The organism is Haloglomus irregulare, assembly GCF_007421925.1.
GTDB classification, from domain to species: Archaea; Halobacteriota; Halobacteria; order Halobacteriales; family Haloarculaceae; genus Haloglomus; species Haloglomus irregulare.
On record NZ_QMDX01000003.1, the window covers coordinates 244,671 to 262,653 of the forward strand.

At 71.8% G+C, this 17,983-nt stretch carries 13 protein-coding genes; 7 read left to right on the forward strand and 6 right to left on the reverse strand.

The features are described from left to right. Window positions 1-21: 21 nt before the first annotated feature. Window positions 22-2,595 (reverse strand): carboxylesterase family protein, encoded by a 2,574-nt coding sequence (locus DP107_RS07315; protein WP_144261490.1) that lies wholly within the window; start codon window positions 2,593-2,595, stop codon window positions 22-24. 331 nt (window positions 2,596-2,926) lie between these two features. Here DP107_RS07315 and mutS point away from each other — a divergent pair, with 331 nt between their 5' ends. From mutS to DP107_RS07335, 4 genes are all read left to right on the forward strand, one after another. Continuing rightward, window positions 2,927-5,686 (forward strand): DNA mismatch repair protein MutS, encoded by a 2,760-nt coding sequence (gene mutS / locus DP107_RS07320; protein WP_238330823.1) that lies wholly within the window; start codon window positions 2,927-2,929, stop codon window positions 5,684-5,686. Between the two features lie 188 nt (window positions 5,687-5,874). Then, window positions 5,875-6,822, forward strand: coding sequence for a DUF7282 domain-containing protein (locus tag DP107_RS07325; protein WP_144261492.1), 948 nt, complete (start codon window positions 5,875-5,877; stop codon window positions 6,820-6,822). A gap of 91 nt (window positions 6,823-6,913) precedes the next feature. Next, window positions 6,914-7,972 (forward strand): iron transporter, encoded by a 1,059-nt coding sequence (locus DP107_RS07330; RefSeq protein WP_144261493.1) that lies wholly within the window; start codon window positions 6,914-6,916, stop codon window positions 7,970-7,972. 47 nt (window positions 7,973-8,019) lie between these two features. Next, on the forward strand, window positions 8,020-9,348 hold the full coding sequence (locus DP107_RS07335) for a DUF7405 family protein (RefSeq protein WP_144261494.1): 1,329 nt from the start codon (window positions 8,020-8,022) through the stop codon (window positions 9,346-9,348). A 22-nt stretch (window positions 9,349-9,370) separates the two neighbouring features. Here the strand turns inward: DP107_RS07335 and DP107_RS07340 are convergent, their stop codons facing one another. From DP107_RS07340 to phnD, 4 genes are read right to left on the reverse strand one after another with little or no spacing between them, the layout of a single operon-like run. After that, window positions 9,371-10,186, reverse strand: a complete 816-nt coding sequence (locus tag DP107_RS07340) for an inositol monophosphatase family protein (RefSeq protein WP_144261495.1) — start codon at window positions 10,184-10,186, stop codon at window positions 9,371-9,373. Beyond that, window positions 10,183-11,244: a PhnE/PtxC family ABC transporter permease gene (locus tag DP107_RS07345; protein ID WP_185977217.1), complete on the reverse strand. Its 1,062-nt coding sequence runs from the start codon at window positions 11,242-11,244 to the stop codon at window positions 10,183-10,185. The genes DP107_RS07340 and DP107_RS07345 overlap by 4 nt, the downstream gene beginning before the upstream one ends. Then, the gene (gene phnC, locus DP107_RS07350; protein ID WP_144261496.1) at window positions 11,237-12,064 is read right to left on the reverse strand and encodes a phosphonate ABC transporter ATP-binding protein; all 828 of its coding nucleotides are present in this window, start codon (window positions 12,062-12,064) and stop codon (window positions 11,237-11,239) included. Before phnC ends, DP107_RS07345 begins: the two co-directional genes overlap by 8 nt. A gap of 16 nt (window positions 12,065-12,080) precedes the next feature. Beyond that, on the reverse strand, window positions 12,081-13,073 hold the full coding sequence (gene phnD / locus DP107_RS07355; protein ID WP_238330810.1) for a phosphate/phosphite/phosphonate ABC transporter substrate-binding protein: 993 nt from the start codon (window positions 13,071-13,073) through the stop codon (window positions 12,081-12,083). A 238-nt stretch (window positions 13,074-13,311) separates the two neighbouring features. Between phnD and DP107_RS07360 the strand changes: the two genes are divergently transcribed. The 3 genes from DP107_RS07360 to endA are packed head-to-tail and all read left to right on the forward strand — an operon-like array spanning window position 13,312 to window position 16,901. Beyond that, complete coding sequence (locus DP107_RS07360) at window positions 13,312-14,970, forward strand: tryptophan--tRNA ligase (protein WP_144261497.1); 1,659 nt, start codon at window positions 13,312-13,314, stop codon at window positions 14,968-14,970. A gap of 46 nt (window positions 14,971-15,016) precedes the next feature. Continuing rightward, window positions 15,017-15,811: an endonuclease NucS domain-containing protein gene (locus DP107_RS07365; RefSeq protein ID WP_144261498.1), complete on the forward strand. Its 795-nt coding sequence runs from the start codon at window positions 15,017-15,019 to the stop codon at window positions 15,809-15,811. A gap of 49 nt (window positions 15,812-15,860) precedes the next feature. Next, the gene (gene endA / locus DP107_RS07370; RefSeq protein ID WP_144261499.1) at window positions 15,861-16,901 is read left to right on the forward strand and encodes a tRNA-intron lyase; all 1,041 of its coding nucleotides are present in this window, start codon (window positions 15,861-15,863) and stop codon (window positions 16,899-16,901) included. Between the two features lie 19 nt (window positions 16,902-16,920). Here endA and radA read toward each other — a convergent pair whose 3' ends face one another. Then, on the reverse strand, window positions 16,921-17,955 hold the full coding sequence (gene radA / locus DP107_RS07375) for a DNA repair and recombination protein RadA (protein ID WP_144261500.1): 1,035 nt from the start codon (window positions 17,953-17,955) through the stop codon (window positions 16,921-16,923). Window positions 17,956-17,983: the final 28 nt, after the last annotated feature.

The window sequence follows — 17,983 nt, forward strand, 5'->3', positions numbered from 1 at the left end:
TGACGGGGTCCGGCGGCCGGCTCAGGCCAGCGGCCCGACGGTCACCGTCGCGCCGTCGCGGTCCCCCGGGAGCGTCACCTCGCGCTCGCCGACGGAACTCGTCAGGACGACGGTCGTGTCGTTGCTCGCGCGGTAGTCGATACGGAGCTCCGAGCCGGGGTCCAGGCCCGCCCCCTCGACGTGGACGGTGACCTCGTCGACGCCCCAGCAGGTGATGTTGAGCGCGTTGGCCGGCGCGTACCGCTCGTGGCCGTCCCGTTCGTCGTCGTCCGCGAGGTTGCGCTCCCCGTCCGCATTGGGGTCGGCGACCCACTCGATGCCGCGGGTGACGTGGGGCTGTGGCCTGGTGCCCGTCCAGTTGAACTGCTCGACGTGGGGTGCCTCGTAGCCGTCCGCCAGCGAGATGGCGTCGACGCGGCCGCTGGAGAACTCCTCGTGGACCGTGATGCCACTCACCCAGTAAGCGCTGTCGTGGACCAGGCCCAACCCGGGGTAGTCGAACTCCGGGATACGCTTGTAGGTCACTCGGTCGGGGTCCCCCTCGCGGTGGCCCTTGGCGACGTACTCCGGGCCGCCGCTCCACTCGTCGCAGGCCGCGAGGATCATGTGGGTGCCGCCGGGAAAGACGTCGATGCGGTGGCGGTAGTCGAACTCGTCCAGCCGGCGGGCATAGTTCGCCGGCCCGAGGATGGGGACCAGCGGGTCCGCCACGCCGTTCCACAGCAGCATCGGGACGTGCCGGAGGTTGTCGGTCAGGCGGAGGGCGTTCTCCGGCTGCTCCCCGAAGACGGTGATGATGTCGCCGCCCTCCTCGCCGCCGAACAGGCCGGTCATGATTTCGGCGGGCGTCTGGAGCACGCTGTTGGTCGGACCCTCCAGGGGGTCCTCCGAGGGCGTACCGACGATGGAGAAGCCCCGCGCGAACACGTCCGGGTGCTTGCCCGCAAGCAGGTGGACGCCGTAGCCGCCCATCGAGTAGCCCGAGACGGTCACGCGGTCCATGTCGACGTTGTACCGCGCCCGGATGTCCCGCATCGCCTCGAACACGTCGAGCTCGGCGTGGCGCTGGTACCACAGCCCCGGCCCGCGGGCCTGCGGGGTCATCACGATGGCACCGTACTCCTCGGCGAACCCCTTCACGTAGTTGGGCATGAACGTCGCGTACTGGTTGAACGAGCAGCCCAGCGAGTGGAGCAACAGTGCCAGCGGCGCGGGCTCGTCGGGCTCGTACTCCTCGGGGATGTAGGCGCTGTACGGCTGGAGCCGGCCGTAGAAGACGTTCCGCTGCGGGTCGACGCCCTCGTGGTCGTAGTCGGACCGGGAGGGGTAGAGGAAGGTGTGGTAGCCGCCGGTCGGCAGCTCGCGCTCGGTGACGCCGTCCCGGAGCTTCCCGAAGTCGATGTCGGCGTGGAACTCGGAGATGTCCCGCTCGGCGAGCGCGAACGCCTGTGCGGTCTCGCGCCAGTTGCCGTAGCCGAACACGCGCGGATAGCCGTCCAGGTCGCCGACGATGTCGCTCACGTCATCGGCCAGCCCGAGCGGGCCGATGAGGTTCCCGGAGAGCGGGTCCGAGAGGCTCTCGCCGATGGCGTCGCCGAGGTCCTGAACCCGGCCGAGCAGCCGCGGGGGGTTCCGCAGTTCGCCAAGCAGCGTCCCCGGTAGGTCGACGCCCATCGACGCCAGCCGCGACAGCAGGCCGTCCACCTCGACGTTGCGCTCTACGGGCTCGTCGAACCGGAAGCCGACGTTGAACACGGGCGGGAGGTCCTCGGCCCCCTCGCCGCTGCCGGGGTACTCGTCGTCGACGGCCCCGCGGACCCGCTTGAACGTCCCGCGCTCGCGGTCCCAGAGCCCGACGGCGCAGTAGTGGCGCCAGGTCGCCTCGCCGGGCTCTAAGGGCACCTCCACCTCGATCTGGTTGCGCTCGACGTCGACCACGAGCCGCTCCTCGGACAGCGGCTCCCCGTCGAGTTCGGCGCCCGTGCCCCAGGTGACGAGGGTGTGGTCGACCGGGGCGCCCAGGTCGCCCAGCCCGTCGCCCCAGTCGGTCGTCCCCCCATCGGGGTCGCCCTCGCCGGAGGTGTCGATGCCGACCGCGACGGCGGCCGCGTCCGGTGCCCGCATCGTGTTGAGTGTGAGTCGGTAGGCGACGCCCTCGTCGGTGGGGCGGGCGCGGAACTCGACCAGATCGGCCGCGTTGTAGGCGTAGCGGTCCTCGTTACGCGGGTAGTAGTAGTCACCCGTCGGCTGCTGGTAGACGCCGCCGACCGCCTTGGCGCCCTCGGGCGGCTCGGCGAACATGGGGGACACGTCCGCGCCGTAGTCGTCGAAGACGTGGTCCTGGTAGCAGTACTCCCCGTCGTCGTAGCCCTCGGTGCCGGCGACCAGCAGCGGGTCGGCCTCCCACCCCGGCCCGTTCTCCAGCGGCGGCGGCGTCGGGTGCTCGCCGTACAGCGCGTCCGGGCCCGGGCGTGGCATCCCCGTCGCCGCGATGTCGTCCCGGCGCTCGGGCAGCGGCGCCGGCTCGGGCGCACCGGCGTCGACCATACCGGCCCCGTCGGCGGCCACCCCCGTCTCGTCGGCGTCGTCAGTCATACGGTTTCCAGCGTGTCCACCCGCAAAAGCGTTCATCCGGCAGTTCTCCGGGCCTTTATTCAGGAGTTCCCGTGTGATCAGCCCCCACGAGACGGCGCCACATACCGGCGTTCGCGCCGGTTTCGCGACCGGTTCCCGTGGCGACGCCACGGCCGATGGCGCGGGCCGGCGACGCGCGGTCGTCGGGTATTTGCCGGCCCGGGCGCATCCGACGGACATGCACGAGGACGGCGACGGCGCCGACCCCGCCGCGGACGCCCGCGACACGGACGCCCGCGACACGGACGACGCGACCGGCGCCCCGGACCCGGCGCTGGGTGCGCCCGACGGGATGGACCCCGAGGAGTTGACGCCGATGCTCTCCCAGTACTACGAGCTGTGTGCCCGCTACGAGGACTCGCTCGTCCTCTTCCAAGTGGGCGACTTCTACGAGACGTTCTGTGCCGCGGCCGAGACCACCGCCCGGCTCTGCGAGATCACCCTCACCAAGCGCGAGGACTCCACCGGCCGGTACCCGATGGCCGGCATCCCGGTCGACAGCGCCGAGAGCTACATCGAGACGCTGCTGGACGCGGGCTACCGGGTCGCCGTGGCCGACCAGGTCGAGGCCCCCGCCGAGGCGTCGGGCTGCGTCGAGCGCGCGGTCACGCGGGTCGTCACCCCGGGGACGCTGACGGAGGCCGCGCTGCTCCGCGGGGCGGACAACAACTTCGTCGCGGCGCTGGCCGTTGACGACGACACGGATGGGCCCCTCGACGGCGGCCGCGAGTACGGCCTCGCGCTGCTGGACGTATCGACGGGCGACTTCTACGCGACCGGGCTGGCCTCGCTTTCCGCCGTCGCCGACGAGGCCGGCCGGTTCGTCCCCAGTGAGGTCGTGGTCGGCCCCGACATCGACGACGATGCCGTCGCCGAGGCGTTCCCCGCCGAGGCGATGGTCACCCGGTACGATTCGGTCGCGTTCGACGCGGACGTGGCGCGTGAACGGGTCGGGACCTACTTCGCCGACGCGGGCGAGACGCTCGCGAGCGACGCCGAACTGCGGGCCTGCGGCGCGCTACTGGCGTACGCCGAGTACACCCGCGGGGGCTACCACGAGGACGCCGGTGCGGTCGACGACGGCGCCGTCGACGAGTCCGGCCTTGACCCGGCCGAGGTGCCCGCCGAGCCGCGCCTCTCCTACCTCAACCACCTCACCCGGTACGACCCCCGCGAGTACATGCTGCTGGACGCGGTCGCGGTGCGGTCCCTGGAGCTGTTCGAACCCCGGCACGTCCACGGCGCCGCGGGGACGGCGCTGGCCGACGTGATAGACGAGACGGCCTGTGCGCTCGGCCGGCGCGAACTCACGGACTGGCTCCGCCGGCCGCTGCTGGACACGGACCGCATCGCCGCCCGGCAGGACGCCGTCGGCGAACTCGTCCGCGACGTGCGCACCCGCGAGCGACTCCACGAGCGACTGGCGGACGTCTACGACATCGAGCGGCTGGTCGCCCGGGTCTCCCGGGGCCGCGCCAACGCCCGGGACCTCCGGTCGTTGCACGAGACACTGGCCGTGGTGCCGGACCTGCGCGACGTACTGGTCGACGCCGAGGGCGAACCGCTCCAGCGGCTGCGCGAGCGGCTGGACCCCGTCGCGGACGTCCGCGAGGCCATCGACGCCGCCGTCGCCGAGGACCCGCCGCCGGAACTCACGGAGGGCGGCGTCATCCGGAAGGGGTACGACGAGCGGCTGGACGAGCTCCGCGCGACCGAGCGCGAGGGCAAGCGGTGGATCGACGAGCTGGAGGCGAGCGAGCGCGAGCGGACCGGCGTCGACTCGCTGAAGGTCGGCCACAACCAGGTCCACGGCTACTACATCGAGGTGACCGACCCGAACCTCGACGCCGTGCCCGACGAGTACCAGCGCCGGCAGACACTGAAGAACAGCGAGCGGTTCGTCACGCCCGCGCTGAAGGAGCGTGAGGACGAGATCCTCCGCGCCACCGAGCGGGCCGACGACCTGGAGTACGAGCTGTTCCGCGACCTGCGCGACGAGGTGGCCGCCGAGGCCGAACGGATCCAGGCCCTCGCGGCGGCAGTCGCGGACCTGGACGCGCTGGTGGCGCTGGCCACGGTGGCAGCCGAGCACGGCTACACCCGCCCGACGGTCGGCGCCGACCGGTTCGCGATCGAGGGCGGGCGCCACCCCGTCGTCGAACGCGCCGAGGAGCGGTTCGTCCCCAACGGGACCGACCTCGACCCCGGGACGATAGCGGTCATCACGGGCCCGAACATGAGCGGGAAGTCCACCTACATGCGCCAGGTCGCGCTGGTCTGCGTGCTGGCGCAGGTGGGGTCGTTCGTCCCCGCGACCGCGGCCCAGCTCCCGGTCGTGGACCGCGTGTTCACCCGCGTCGGCGCCAGCGACGACATCGCCGGCGGCCGCTCGACGTTCATGGTCGAGATGACCGAGGTCGCGGACATCCTCCGGGCCGCGACGCCGCGCTCGCTCGTGCTGCTGGACGAGGTCGGCCGCGGCACCTCCACCGCCGACGGCTTCGCGCTCGCCCGCGCCGTCACGGAGCACCTCCACGACGAGGTCGGCGCCACCGTCCTCTTTGCCACGCACCACCACGACCTCACCGGACTCGCGGCGGACCTGCCCGACGCCGTCAACCGCCACTTCCCCGCCACCGAGCGCGACGGCGAGGTCGTCTTCCGCCACGACCTCCAGCCCGGCGCCGCCACCGCCTCCTACGGCGTGGAGGTCGCCGACGCCGCCGGCGTCCCCGAGTCCGTGGTCGCCCGCGCACACGAACTGCTGGCCCGGGAGACGGCCGACGGTGCGGGCCAGCCGGACGAATCGGCCGGGGACGCGGGCGGTTCGGGTCGTGACGGGACCGCTTCCGGTGGAACGGCCCCTGCCGCTGGCGACCCCCCCGCTTCCGGTGGAACCGACCCGGCCGCCGTCTCCGTCTCCGGCGACGGCGGGCACGACGTCGAGCGGCTGGTCGCCGAACTGGATGCCGTCGACCTGGGGAACACGACCCCGCTCGAAGCGCTGAACCGGCTATCGGAGCTGAAGCGGTTGCTGGACGAGTCGGAGTAGTTCTGCGTTACCGTCGGTATGGCAGTTCTATGCCGGATTGAAGAACTGTTCCCGGGTTTGACCCGAAGGACGTCGCATATTCGCAATCTACTGTAACGAGGACTCCCCCACGGGCCAGACCACGGGGCGTCCGTTGGCGCGACTCCCGAACCCGCAGCCTCTTGGGATCGCGTGACCAACCGCCGCCGATGCGAACAGGGCTCGCGGCCGCCGGGGCCGTCCTGCTGCTCGCGACGACGCTCGTCGGCGCCGGGGTCGCGAGCGGGCACTCGGTCAACTACGTCTCCGCCGACCCGCAGGTCACGCCGGACGGGACCGTCGTCGTGGAGGGGCTGTTCATCGAGGAGTCGGGCTGGGTGGTGGTCCACGAGCGGACCGCGGACGGCTACGGCGAGGCACTGGGCGCGACGCGGCTCCCGCGGCGGAACGCGTTCTACACCGACATCTCGGTATCTATCAGTAATCAGACCTGGCGCGACTGGACGACGCGGGAGGTCGTCGTGGTGCTCCACGGCGAGGACGGTGATGGGGAGTATACGTCGTCTGACCCGCCGCTGGGCGGGTTCGGCGCCGTCGTCACGGACCGGCTCGTGGTTTCGAAAGGTGACCGGGCTCTCGTGACCGGGGAGGACGACTTCCCGCAGCGCCCGGACGGACCACGGGTGACCGTCCGCCGGGCGTCGCTGCCCGCGGACGGCCATCTGGTCGTCCGGAACCGGACCGCCGACGGCCGGGTCGTCGGGAGTCGGGCGCTCGCGGCGGGCACGTACGAGAACGTCTCCGTCGCGGTGAACGGGTCGTTCCACGCCGAGACCGAGGGCTCGTTTGCGGCACACGTGAGCCTCTACCGGGACGACGGCGACGGTCGGTTCGACGGCGACGAGCGGCCGGTCCGGACGGGCAACGGGACCGTCGCTACCCGCTTCGGCGTGGAACCGGCACGGGCCGGAGGGGTCGTTACGACGCCCGTGCAGACCACCGCGCCCCCGGGGAGCGGGACCGCCACGCCCACTGCGACCGCCGACCCCAGCGGTGCGACCGACACCGGCGGCCAGCCCGGGTTCGGCGTGCTGGCGGCACTGTCGGCCGTGGTCGCCGGTGCGTTGCTGGTGCTGACCGCTCGGCGTCGCGCGTGACCCGGCCTGCGGCCGGCGGGCACCGGGGCTGTCATCGGTTTCGACGGTCGGACCAGAACCCGTTTCTATCCCGAGCACCGAGTGGGAGGCGATGCGACGACGAGCGTTCCTGTCGGGCGTCGGCACGGCGGGTGCGCTGGCGCTGGCAGGCTGTAGTGAGGTGGTCGAGACGCGGTCGCTCTCGGGACCGCCGGTGCTGTCCAACCGGCCGGACGCCGTCTACTTCCCCACGCACGTCGAGGGGATGGCGATGACCGGACGAGCGGACGCGGGGGAGTACGCGTTCGCGCTGATGTACAGCTACCCCCACCGGTTCTGGACGGTGACCGGGGGGGAGGTCACGAGGACGCCCGTCGAGGAGGCCGACGACGTCCACCTGATGGCGACCGTCTGGGACCCCGAGACGGGGACGGTCCTCCCCGAGACGGGGCTGGACGTGGAGATATCGAAGGGGGGCGAGCTGGTCAGCCAGGAGGTCATCTACCCGATGCTCTCCCAGCCGATGGGCTTTCACTACGGCGCGAACTTCGGGCTCGACGGCGACGGGGAGTACGAGGTGACGGTCTCCGTCGGCGGGACGAACACGCGTCGGACCGGCTCGTTCGACGGGCGCTTCGGCGACCCGGCACGGGCGACGATCGGCTTCGAGTACAGCCAGTCCGACCGCGACGGGATCGCCTTCGAGGAGACGCCCGACCGCGCCGGCGACCCGACGGCCCGCGAGCCGATGGAGATGGGGATGCCGAACTCCGTGCTGCCGCCGGCCGACGAACTGCCGGGCGACCCCCGGGGGACGACCGAGACGGGCGACGCCGTGCTGGCCGTGACGACCCTGGCGGCGCCGCCGGCCGGCGTGGACGCCCCCGATGGGGGCACGTACCTGGCGGTGTCGGCCCGCACCCCGTACAACCGGATGGTGCTGCCGGCGATGGCCGTCGAGGCGACGCTCACGGCCGACGGAACGCTGTTCGACGGGGCACTGACGCGGACGCTCGACCCCGACCTGGGCTATCACTACGGGGCGGCGGTCGACGCGGTCCCCGCCGGTGCCGACCTGGAGCTGCGGGTGCCGACGCCGCCGCAGGTCGCCCGCCACGAGGGGTACGAGACGGCGTTCGTCGGGATGCCGCCGACCGAACTGACACTGTGAGCCGCGATCATGGAACGAGTAAGAAGCCACCGACACGAAGGGGAACCATGAGGGAACCGGACGCGACGGGCGACGGGGGTCGGAGCCGCCGCGACGTGCTGAAGGCCGCGGTGGCCGTCGGCGGGAGCGTGGGCCTCTCGGCCTGCCTCGACGCCATCGACGGCGGCGAGGGGAGCGGGACCGAGGCGGTCCCGTCCGGCCCGGAGGACCTCTCGACGCTCCCGACCCGGCAGTTCGCCTGGGGCGAGCATATCCGCCGCGACGAGTTCGGCAACGAGCAGCTGCCAGCCCACCAGACGCTGCTCTACCTGACCCTCCCCGGCGAGGGCCCGCCGACGGCGGACCAGCGCGCGACCGTCGAGACCGCGCTCACGCGGCTGGACGAGGCGTACGCGTGGTCCCACGAGGGGTTGCTGCGCTCGCTCGCCTACTCGCCCGAGTACTTCGACCGGTACGAGACGGCGCTCCCCGAGCCCCTCGATATCTACCCGGCCAGGCGGCTCTCCCCGTTCGAGACGCCGGAGTTCGACCGGCAGGACGCGCTGCTCCACCTGGCGAGCGACCGCCCGGACGCGCTGCTGGCGGCCGAACAGGCCCTGACCGGCGAGCGCGCGAGCGCCAACGGCGTCGACTTCGACGCCGCGCTCACGGACGTCTTCACCGTCGACGACCGCCGGACGGGGTTCATCGGCGCCGGCCTCCCGGCCGCGAAACAGGGCGGACTGGAGGGCGTCCCCGAGGACGGTCCCGTCCCCGACGGGAGCCCGCTGTTCATGGGATTCAAGGCCGGGTTCGCGCGGAACCAGGCGCCCGAGGACCGTGTGACGATCCAGGACGGCCCGTTCGCCGGCGGGACGACGAAACACGTCGCCAACCTCCGCCAGCGGCTCGAGGACTGGTACGGGGAACAGGACTTCACTCAGCGCGTGATGGAGATGTTCTCGCCGATGCACGCCGAGAACGACTGGGTCGAGGGCGTGGGGGCGAACCTCGAGGACGGCTCCCGGGTCGACGAGACGGTCGCGACCATCGAGGAGCAGGCGACGGAGTTCGGCCGCGTCGGCCACGCCCAGAAGGCCGCCCGCGCCAACCGCGACCCCGACGGGACGGTCAAGCTCAACCGCCGCCATTTCGAGTCCGCCGACGACGGCATCGCCTCGCTGCATTTCCCCTCGCTCCAGCGCGAGATGTCCGAGTTCGACGCCGTCCGCGAGGCGATGAACGGGCAGGACCTGACCGAGATCACCCCCGCCGTCCGCCAGCGGGTCAACAACGGCATCCTCGAGTACATCTTCGTCCGCCACCGCGGCAACTTCCTCGTCCCGCCGCGCGACCTGCGGGCGCTGCCGACGCCGGACGGCGACGCGCCCCAGTAGACACGACGGCGGGCCTTCGGATTCAGGCCCAGTCCGCGACGGCCGCCAGCAGCGCGTCGTGGACCGCCGGCTCCCCGTTCGAGGCGACGAGCCCGACGCTGTCGTGCTGCCAGCGCTCGTCGTGGAGGTCCGTGACGCGGCCACCGGCCCGCCGGACGAGGTGCACGCCGGCGATGGTGTCCCAGGGGTTGGTCGCGACCGTCGTGACGGCGCCGTCGAGCGCCCCCGCGGCGACCGCCGCGAGCACGAGCTGGACCGAGCCGGGCCGCCGGATGTCGCCGAACCGCTCGACCAGCCCCGAGAGCACGCCGGCGTACTCCTCGCGCCGGTCCCGCTCCCAGTAGACGGTGGGCGCGACCATGCAGGCGGCGGGGTCGGTCCGGTCGCTCGTCGTCACGACCGCCCCGTTCCGCCGGGTCCGGTCGGCGCCGGCGACCGTCGTGGTCGACAACATCGGCGCGACCGTGGCGGCGGCGACGGGCTCGCCGTCGTCGACGGCGGCGATGCTTGTCACCCACTCCGGGCGCTCCCGCACGAAGTTGTTGGTGCCGTCGATCGGGTCGACAACCCAGGCCGGCCCCCGCGGTGGGAGCGTCGAGCGCTCGCCGTCCTCCTCGCCGACGACGGGCGCGTCGGAGGCGTCGCGGAGGACGGCCGCGGCGGCGCGCTGGGCGTCCGCGTCGGCCTCGGAGACGTAGTCCGTCGGGGTGGCCTTCGTCTCGAGGGCGACCGCGGTCCCGAAGTGGTCGGCGGCGACGGCCCCGCCGACCCGGGCGGCGCGGCGGGCCACGCGCCGGCGCTCGACCGCCTCGGCGTGCCCCGGCGACGGGTCGGTCATCGGTCGCGGTAGCCGAGCCACTTCCGGCCGTCGAACAGGTCACGGACGGCGTCGGTCAGGCTGGTCGCCTCGTGCTCGTCCGGGCGGAGGCGGGCCCGTAGCCGCGAGGACGTGAGCTCCACGGCCAGGACGATGAAGATGACCATCACCAGCGCGGCGACGGCCCGGTCGAAGGCGAGGAAGCCGAGCTTGAGCTGGAGGTACTGGCCGATGCCACCGGCGCCGACGACGCCCAGCGAGACGGCGATGCGGGTGTTGATCTCGAGGATGTAGAGCGTCCACGCGATGAACGAGGAGGAGACCTGCGACAGCATCCCGAACGAGACCACGTGGGGCCGGTTCGCGCCGGTCGACTGGATGGCCTCGATGGGTCCCTCGTCGATCTCCTCCAGCTCGTCGGTGAACAGCCGGCCGAGGTTGCCGACGGTGTCGGTCGCCACCGCCAGCATCGCGCCGATGGGGGAGATGGAGACCAGCGGGATGTAGATGAGCACCCACACCAGCGCCGGCACCGCTCGGATGGTCGACATCGTCCCGCGGAAGAGGAAGTTGAACGGGAACGGGGTGACCCGCTCGGAGCCGAGCACGCCGAACAGCAGCGCGAGCGGGAAGCCGAGGACCGTCCCGGTGAAGCCGATGATGACCGTCACGACGGCGCCGGAGACGATGTACGAGGCCGACCCGGTCCGCGCCGTCTCGACGAAGGTCCCGGGGTTGAGGAACGACCCTACGAGGCCCTGCAGGCCGGTGACCTCGTTGTCCTGCGAGTGGACGGTGAAATCGACGAAGTTCGGCGCGAGGAACTCGCGGAGGCTCTCCAGGAAGGTCGGGAGTTGCCGGCCCAGATCCGCCAGGAACTTGCCGACGGAGCTGCCGGCGAGGTAGCCGATGCCGAAGTAGGTCGACAGCAGGACGACCGCCAGGAGTGCGAGCGCGCCGAGCCGGCGGAACAGGGTGCGGCGCTCGATCCGCGCGAGGGTCTCGGCGACGCGGTCGTCGGTCGGCTCGGCGTCGCTCGCCGCCGCGGTCCCGCCGTCTGCCCGAGTGTCGTCAGTCATCCTGTGGCACCTCCTCGACGGGGGTCGGGTCGGTGCCGGTTTCGCCACCGGCGCCCCCCGTGGGCGTCCCGTCGGCCCCCTCATCGGCGTAGACGCCGTCGGTCCCCTCGCCGTAGTAGAGGTCGTCGACCACGTCCATCGAGAGGGCCTCGCGGGGGCCGTCGAAGACGACCTCCCCGTCGCGGACCCCGATGAAGCGGTCGCCGAACTCGCGGGCGACGTTGACCTGATGGAGCGAGGCGACCGTGGTGAGTCCGCGCTCGTCGGCCGCCCGTTTCAGGTAGCCCATCACGTCGCGGGCGGCCTTCGGGTCGAGGCTGGAGACCGGCTCGTCGGCCAGCAGGAGTTCGGGGTCCTGCACCAGGGCGCGGGCGATGCCGACGCGCTGCTTCTGGCCACCGCTCATCGAGCCGGCGCGCTGCTGGGCGGCGTCCAGCAGGCCGACGGTGTCGAGCGCCCGCAGCGCGGCCTGCTTGTCCTCCTCGGCGTACGCCGTGAGGAGGCTGCGGAGCCAGCCCGTCCGGGAGAGCGCCCCGGTCAGGGCGTTCCGGTAGGCCGACATCGACTCGATGAGGTAGTGCATCTGGAACACCATGCCCACCTCCGAACGGGCTGCCGGTGGGCTGCCGTTGATGACGACCTCGCCGCTGGTCGGCGTGGTCAGCCCGTTCAGCACGCGGAGGAGCGTCGACTTCCCCGCGCCCGAGGGGCCGAGCACCACGACGAACTCCCCCTGTTCGATATCGAGGGAGATGTCCTCGAGCGCGACGACGTCCTCGCCGTAGACCTTCCGGACGTTCGCGAGTGAGACGACGGGCATGACGTGTGGGCGGTCCTCAGGCTTCGAGCTGGTCGGCCCCGACACCGAGTTCGACCGCCACGTCGATGACGGGCTGGTAGGTGTCGACGTCGGCGGGCCGGACGTCGCTGAACCAGAGGTCGTCGTCGGTGTCGGCCTCGCCGTCGGCGCCGTGGTAGATGCCGTCCGACGCGCCCTCCAGGGCGTCGACGAGCTGCGACTTCTCCGCCTCGGACAGTTCGACGCTGGTCACGATGGGCGCACGCGGGATGCCGTCGTAGGTCTCCACGTACTCGTAGCCGTCCTTCAGCTCGCGGTCGTCGTTGAGCGTGATGAACTGGCCGACGCCGGCCGCGGGCGCCTGGTCCTCCTCGAGCTGGGTGAACGCCTGCGCGTGGCCGGAGAAGGTGGCGTCGAACTCCGCACTACCCTTGTCCTGTGGGAAGTTGCCGATGCCCAGCCCCGCCTCCTTCAGCATGAACAGCGGGAACAGCGCGCCGGAGGCCGAGAGCCGGTCGGCGAAGGCGATCGTCTCCCCTTCCAGGTCCGACAGCGACTCGATGTCCGAGCTCTCCTTGGTGACGATGACCGAGGTGTAGTCCCAGGAGCCGTAGGCGTACCGCTGCAGCGCGATGTCGGCCCGGCCCGCGTTGACGCCGAGTGCGGCCGCGAACGGCCCCGTCTCGGCGATGTCGGCCGTCCCGGAGCCCATGGCCTGGAGGACGGCGCTGTAGTTGCGGGCGTACTTCAGCTTCGTCGTCAGCCCCACCTCGTCGGCGAGGTGCTCCTTGACCGGCTGGTACTGTCTCTCCATGTAGTCCTGTGGTTCCGAGGGCGACATGATGAAGTTGATTTCCCCGTTGCCGTACGGTACGGGGGTGTCGGTCGGGTCGGACCCGCCGCCGTCGCCGTCGTCGCCGTCCCCGCTGCCGCCCCCGTCGCCGCCGGTGCACCCGGCGAGGGCCGCGGCCAGTACAGCACTCGTCCCGCCAAGGAACCGCCGTCTCGTCGATGGAGCCGGAGTTATCAATCTACCACGCGCCCGGGGCGCTGTTGAAGCTGTATATGATGTATACTGGAATCTAAATAGCCGTTCAAAGACTCTATACCTCGCCGCTCGAGGGCGCGGGCCGGAGTTACGACACCCGCACCGGCCCCGCGGGACGGCTACCCCCTCCGACTCCGGAGTCCGCACGTCCCCCAGTGACACACCGTCACACCCGAACGAACGCTTTTTGCGCCGACCCGCCGACCGTATCACCGTACGGATGACCGACGACGACACTCACGGGGGCGACGGCACGCACCCCACCGATGCCGGGACGGACGCCGGCGACGCGCGAACGGACGGTGTCCCCGGGGGCGAGGGCCCGCCGGCGTTCCGCGCCGACGGTGGGAGCGCAGCAGGAGCGGACGAGGTCGCGCTGGACCCGTGGGGCTCCTCGACCGTCGGCGACTACCGGAAACTGTTCGAGGAGTTCGGCATCGGGGCGTTCGACGACGTCCTCCCGGAGGTGCCCGCCCCACACTACCTGATGCGCCGGGGGGTCATCTTCGGCCACCGGGACTACGGCCGCGTGGCCCGCGCGATGCGCGAGGACGAGACGGGGCCGGACGAGCCCGCCGACGCCGCCGTCCTCTCCGGGTTCATGCCGACCGGCGACCCGCATATCGGCCACAAGATGGTGTTCGACGAGATCATCTGGCACCAGGAGCGCGGCGCCGACGCGTTCGGCCTCATCGCGGATCTGGAGGCCCACGCCGCCCGCGGGCTCTCCTGGGACGAGATCGACGAGCACACGCGCTCGTACCTGCTCTCCCTGCTCGCGCTGGGCTTCGACCCCGGGGACGGCGAGCTCTACCGCCAGTCCACCAACCGCGAGGTACAGGACCTCGCGTTCGAGCTCGGGACGAGGGCCAACTTCTCGGAGCTGTCGGCCATCTACGACTTCGACGGGGAGACGGAGGTCTCCTACATGCAGAGCGTGGTCACGCAGATGGCCGACATCCTCTACCCGCAGCTGGAGAAACCCCGCCCGACCGTCATCCCGGTCGGCCCGGACCAGGACCCGCACATGCGGCTGGCCCGTGACCTCGCGGCGCGGATGCGCTTCTTCAAGGTGACCGAGGGGTACGCCAGCTTCGAGGTCGACGACGCCGAGCGCGAGCTGCTCGCCCGGGCGTACGAGGCGCTCGAGGCCGCGCACGACGAGGCGAGCCCGGTGCGCTGTGCGGACGCGGCCGGCTGGCTGCGTGAACACGAGCCGGCGTCCGACGCGCGCGAGGGGGTCGTCGAGAGCCTCGACGCGGCCGGGAAGGAGCCGCTCCGGCCCCGCGTGCGCTTCCTCGACCGGAACGCGACCGACGAGGCGTTCGAGGCGCTCATCGGGGCCATCGACGGCGAGAAGCGCGTCTTCGAGGGTCACATCGACACGTTCGACATGGACCGCGACGCGGCCGAGGCCCTCGCCCGCGAGGTCGAGGTCGAGCACGGCGGCTACGGCTTCCAGCCCCCCTCCTCGGTCTACCACCGGTTCATGACCGGCCTCACCGGCGGGAAGATGTCCTCCTCGGTCCCGGCGAGCCACATCAGCCTGCTCGACGACCCGGAGACGGGGTACGACAAGGTCAAGTCGGCCACGACCGGCGGCCGCGAGACCGCGGAGAAGCAGCGTGAACTCGGCGGCGAGGCCGACGAGTGCCCCGTCTACGAGCTGTACGCCTACCTGCTGGCCGGGGACGACGACGAGTTCGCGACGGAGGTGTACGAGGAGTGTGTCGGCGGCGAGCGGCTCTGTGGCGACTGCAAGGAGCAGGCCGCCCGGCTGATGGAGGCGTTCCTCGAGGAGCACCAGGAGAAGCGCGAGGAGGCCGAGGAGCTGCTGGACGAGCTGGACTTCGAACTGGAGAGCCCGCGGACGGACTGAGTCGCGGGGACGCAACTTCTTGTAGGGGGACGCGGCCAACCACCTCATGCCCGACACCGACACGGTCCGGCTGCTGGCAGGGGAGAGCACGACCACCTTCTTCACCGAGGTGGACGGTGCCTGGCGACCCGAGCGTGAGCAGCACGGCCGGCTGGTCACCGTCATCAAGCCGGACGGGACGACGCTGGTCCACGACGCGAGCGGCTACCAGCCCGTCGCCTGGCTCACCCGCCCGGAGCACGTCACCGTCGAGCGCGAACGCCCGCCGGGGACCGCGAACGCGGGCCCGGACGCCGCCGAACGGACCGTCGTCACCGCGGTCGACGGCGACAGCCGGCTCCGGGTCCGGGTCGACGCCGCCGCCCGGGAGCGTCATCCGACCTCCGCCGCGGGCGACCCGGTCGGGGACTGCGACTGCGGCGGCCGCCTCGTCCGGGACGCGGACGGGGTCGCCTGCATCGCGTGTGGTGCGCGGTACGGGCTCCCCGGGGACGCGACGGTCACGGACGAGTCCTGCCCCGACTGCGGGCTCCCCCGGTTCCGCGCCGAACGGGGGGAGCCGTTCACCGTCTGTCTGGACCGCGCCTGCGAGTCGCTCGACCGGGCGGTCACCGCGGCGTTCGACCGCGAGTACGACTGCCCGGACTGCGGCAACCCACTGCGGGTCCTCCGCCGCGGCGGCCTGCTGCTGGGCTGTGACGCCTACCCGGACTGCGAGTTCAACGTGCCCGTGCCGGACGGGGTTCTCACCGGCGACTGCGACTGCGGGCTCCCCGCGTACGAGCCCCGGACCGGCGGGCCGGAGCGGTGTGCCGACGCCGGCTGCGAGCACGGGTCGTAGGCCGACCGCCCACCGTCACCGCTATGCCCGGCGAGGCGAACCTCCGGGCATGGAGGGCCAATCCCGGTCCGATGGCGTCGTCCGCGTCCCGGCTAACGCCCGCGAGCGGTTCTACGACTCGCGTGGCTACGGCCGCCCGGCCGGCGACGCGCTGGACCTGGCGCCGGTCGAGGCCGCGCATCTGCTCTACCGTGACGACCTCGAGGCCGTCGACGGCCGGGGGTTCCGCGACTACCTGTCCGTCGTCGACGGTCTCGCCGTCCGCTTCCTCGTCTACAAGGACCTCCGGGACCGCGGGTTCTACTGCTCGCCCGTCCGCGAGGGCTGGACCGATAGCCCCGACGACGGTGCCGACTTCCTCGTCTACCCCCGCGGCAAGGGACCCTGGGACGACGTCATCGAGCACCGGGTCCACGTCGTCGGCGAGCGGGCGACCGTCCCCGCGGCGCGGCTGGCCGGCGGCGTCCTCGCGGTCGTCGACGAGGAGTCCGAGATCACCTACCTGGACACGGCCCGGCCGACCGTCGACGGTGCCACCGAGGCGGACCTGCCGGGCGGCGTCGACGCGACGCTGCTGGGCGACCGCGTCGTGGCCTGGGACCCGCCGGCGGCGCTGTACGAGCGGGCGTTCTACGGCCAGCCGCTCGACCGCGACGACGACGCCGTCCAGCTCTCGCTCGTCGAGGCGGCGTATCTCGCCGGTGCCGGCGTGCTCGACGTCCGGACGCCGGACGGGGACCGGGGCGGCCGCGAGGCCGTCGTCGTCCGCGGCCGCGAGGCGGAGGGCGACCGGTTCGACCGACGACTCGCCGTCTACACGAGCCTCCGCGACCGTGGCGTCGTCCCCAAGACGGGGTTCAAGTTCGGCGCCGACTTCCGGACCTACGCCGAGGTCGACTCCGTCGAGGAACTCGGGCACTCGGAACTGCTGGTGCGCGTGCTCCCCGCCGGCCACCGCTTCGCCATGCGGGACCTGGCGCTGGACGTGCGGCTCGCCCACGGCGTCCGCAAGCGGATGGTGTTCGCGCTGGCCGACGACGGTACCGAGTCGGGCATCGACTGGCTCGCGGTGGAGCGGCTGACGCCCTGATGCGGGGTCGCAGTGGCCGCTACTCGGGCTTGAGCCCCACGCCCTTGACGCGCATGACCGCCTCGCCGTCGGGGAGGTTCGGCGCGTCGACCAGCTTGACGATGCGCTTGTCCTGCTTGGACTTCTTCAGATAGAGCCGGAAGGTGGACTTGTGGCCGAGGATGTTGCCGCCGATGGGCTTGGTCGGGTCGCCGAAGAAGGCGTCCGGGTTCGACTGCACCTGGTTGGTGACGATGACCGCCGTGTTGTAGAGGTTCCCGACGCGGTCGAGGTCGTGGAGGTGCTTGTTGAGCTTCTGCTGGCGGTTGGCCAGCTCGCCACGGCCGACGTACTCCGCGCGGAAGTGGGCCGTCAGCGAGTCCACGCAGAGCAGCCGGACGGGGAACTCGTCGTCCTCGTGCTCGCCGGCGATCTCCTGGGCCTTCTCGGCCAGCAGGATCTGGTGGTTGGAGTTGAACGCCTTCGCGACGTGGATCTTGTCGAGGACGTCCTCGACGAGCGCCTCCAGCGCGTCCTCGTCGCCGGCGTCGCCCTCGATCTCGCGCTGCTCCAGGGCGGCCTCGATGGTCTCGTCGGGGAGCCCGCGGACCATCTCGTCGATGCGCTCCGGGCGGAACGTGTCCTCGCTGTCGATGAAGATGGCCCGGCCCTCCAGCCCACCGTGTTCCCGGGGGAGCTGGACGTTGACCGAGAGCTGGTGGGTGACCTGGCTCTTGCCGGCGCCGAACTCGCCGTACACCTCCGTGATGGACTGGGTCTCGACGCCGCCGCCCATCAGCTCGTCCACCTCGTCGATGATGAACTCCAGCTTCCCGATCTCCTCGCGCCGGCTCAGTACGTCCGCGCCGGTCTCGAAGCCGCCGATGTCGGCGGCGTCACGGGCGGCGTTGATGATGTCCGAGGCGCTGGACTCGCCCACGTCGGCTTGGTTCGACAGCTCGGCCGGGCTCGCGACGGCGATGCTCTGGAACGACTCGTAGCCGTTCTCGCGGAGCTTCTCGGCCGTCGCTGGTCCGACACCGGGCAGGTTCTCCAGGTCAGCAGTGGTCGACATATCCAACGGTTCGTCCGCCCATCATATA

What these genes read in the sequence shown, in the direction of transcription:
- DP107_RS07315 (WP_144261490.1), bottom strand. Translation starts at nt 2,595, where the DNA reads ATGACTGACGACGCCGACGAGACGGGGGTGGCCGCCGACGGGGCCGGT.
- mutS (WP_238330823.1), top strand. Translation starts at nt 2,927, where the DNA reads ATGGACCCCGAGGAGTTGACGCCGATGCTCTCCCAGTACTACGAGCTG.
- DP107_RS07325 (WP_144261492.1), top strand. Translation starts at nt 5,875, where the DNA reads ATGCGAACAGGGCTCGCGGCCGCCGGGGCCGTCCTGCTGCTCGCGACG.
- DP107_RS07330 (WP_144261493.1), top strand. Translation starts at nt 6,914, where the DNA reads ATGCGACGACGAGCGTTCCTGTCGGGCGTCGGCACGGCGGGTGCGCTG.
- DP107_RS07335 (WP_144261494.1), top strand. Translation starts at nt 8,020, where the DNA reads ATGAGGGAACCGGACGCGACGGGCGACGGGGGTCGGAGCCGCCGCGAC.
- DP107_RS07340 (WP_144261495.1), bottom strand. Translation starts at nt 10,186, where the DNA reads ATGACCGACCCGTCGCCGGGGCACGCCGAGGCGGTCGAGCGCCGGCGC.
- DP107_RS07345 (WP_185977217.1), bottom strand. Translation starts at nt 11,244, where the DNA reads ATGACTGACGACACTCGGGCAGACGGCGGGACCGCGGCGGCGAGCGAC.
- phnC (WP_144261496.1), bottom strand. Translation starts at nt 12,064, where the DNA reads ATGCCCGTCGTCTCACTCGCGAACGTCCGGAAGGTCTACGGCGAGGAC.
- DP107_RS07360 (WP_144261497.1), top strand. Translation starts at nt 13,312, where the DNA reads ATGACCGACGACGACACTCACGGGGGCGACGGCACGCACCCCACCGAT.
- DP107_RS07365 (WP_144261498.1), top strand. Translation starts at nt 15,017, where the DNA reads ATGCCCGACACCGACACGGTCCGGCTGCTGGCAGGGGAGAGCACGACC.
- endA (WP_144261499.1), top strand. Translation starts at nt 15,861, where the DNA reads ATGGAGGGCCAATCCCGGTCCGATGGCGTCGTCCGCGTCCCGGCTAAC.
- radA (WP_144261500.1), bottom strand. Translation starts at nt 17,955, where the DNA reads ATGTCGACCACTGCTGACCTGGAGAACCTGCCCGGTGTCGGACCAGCG.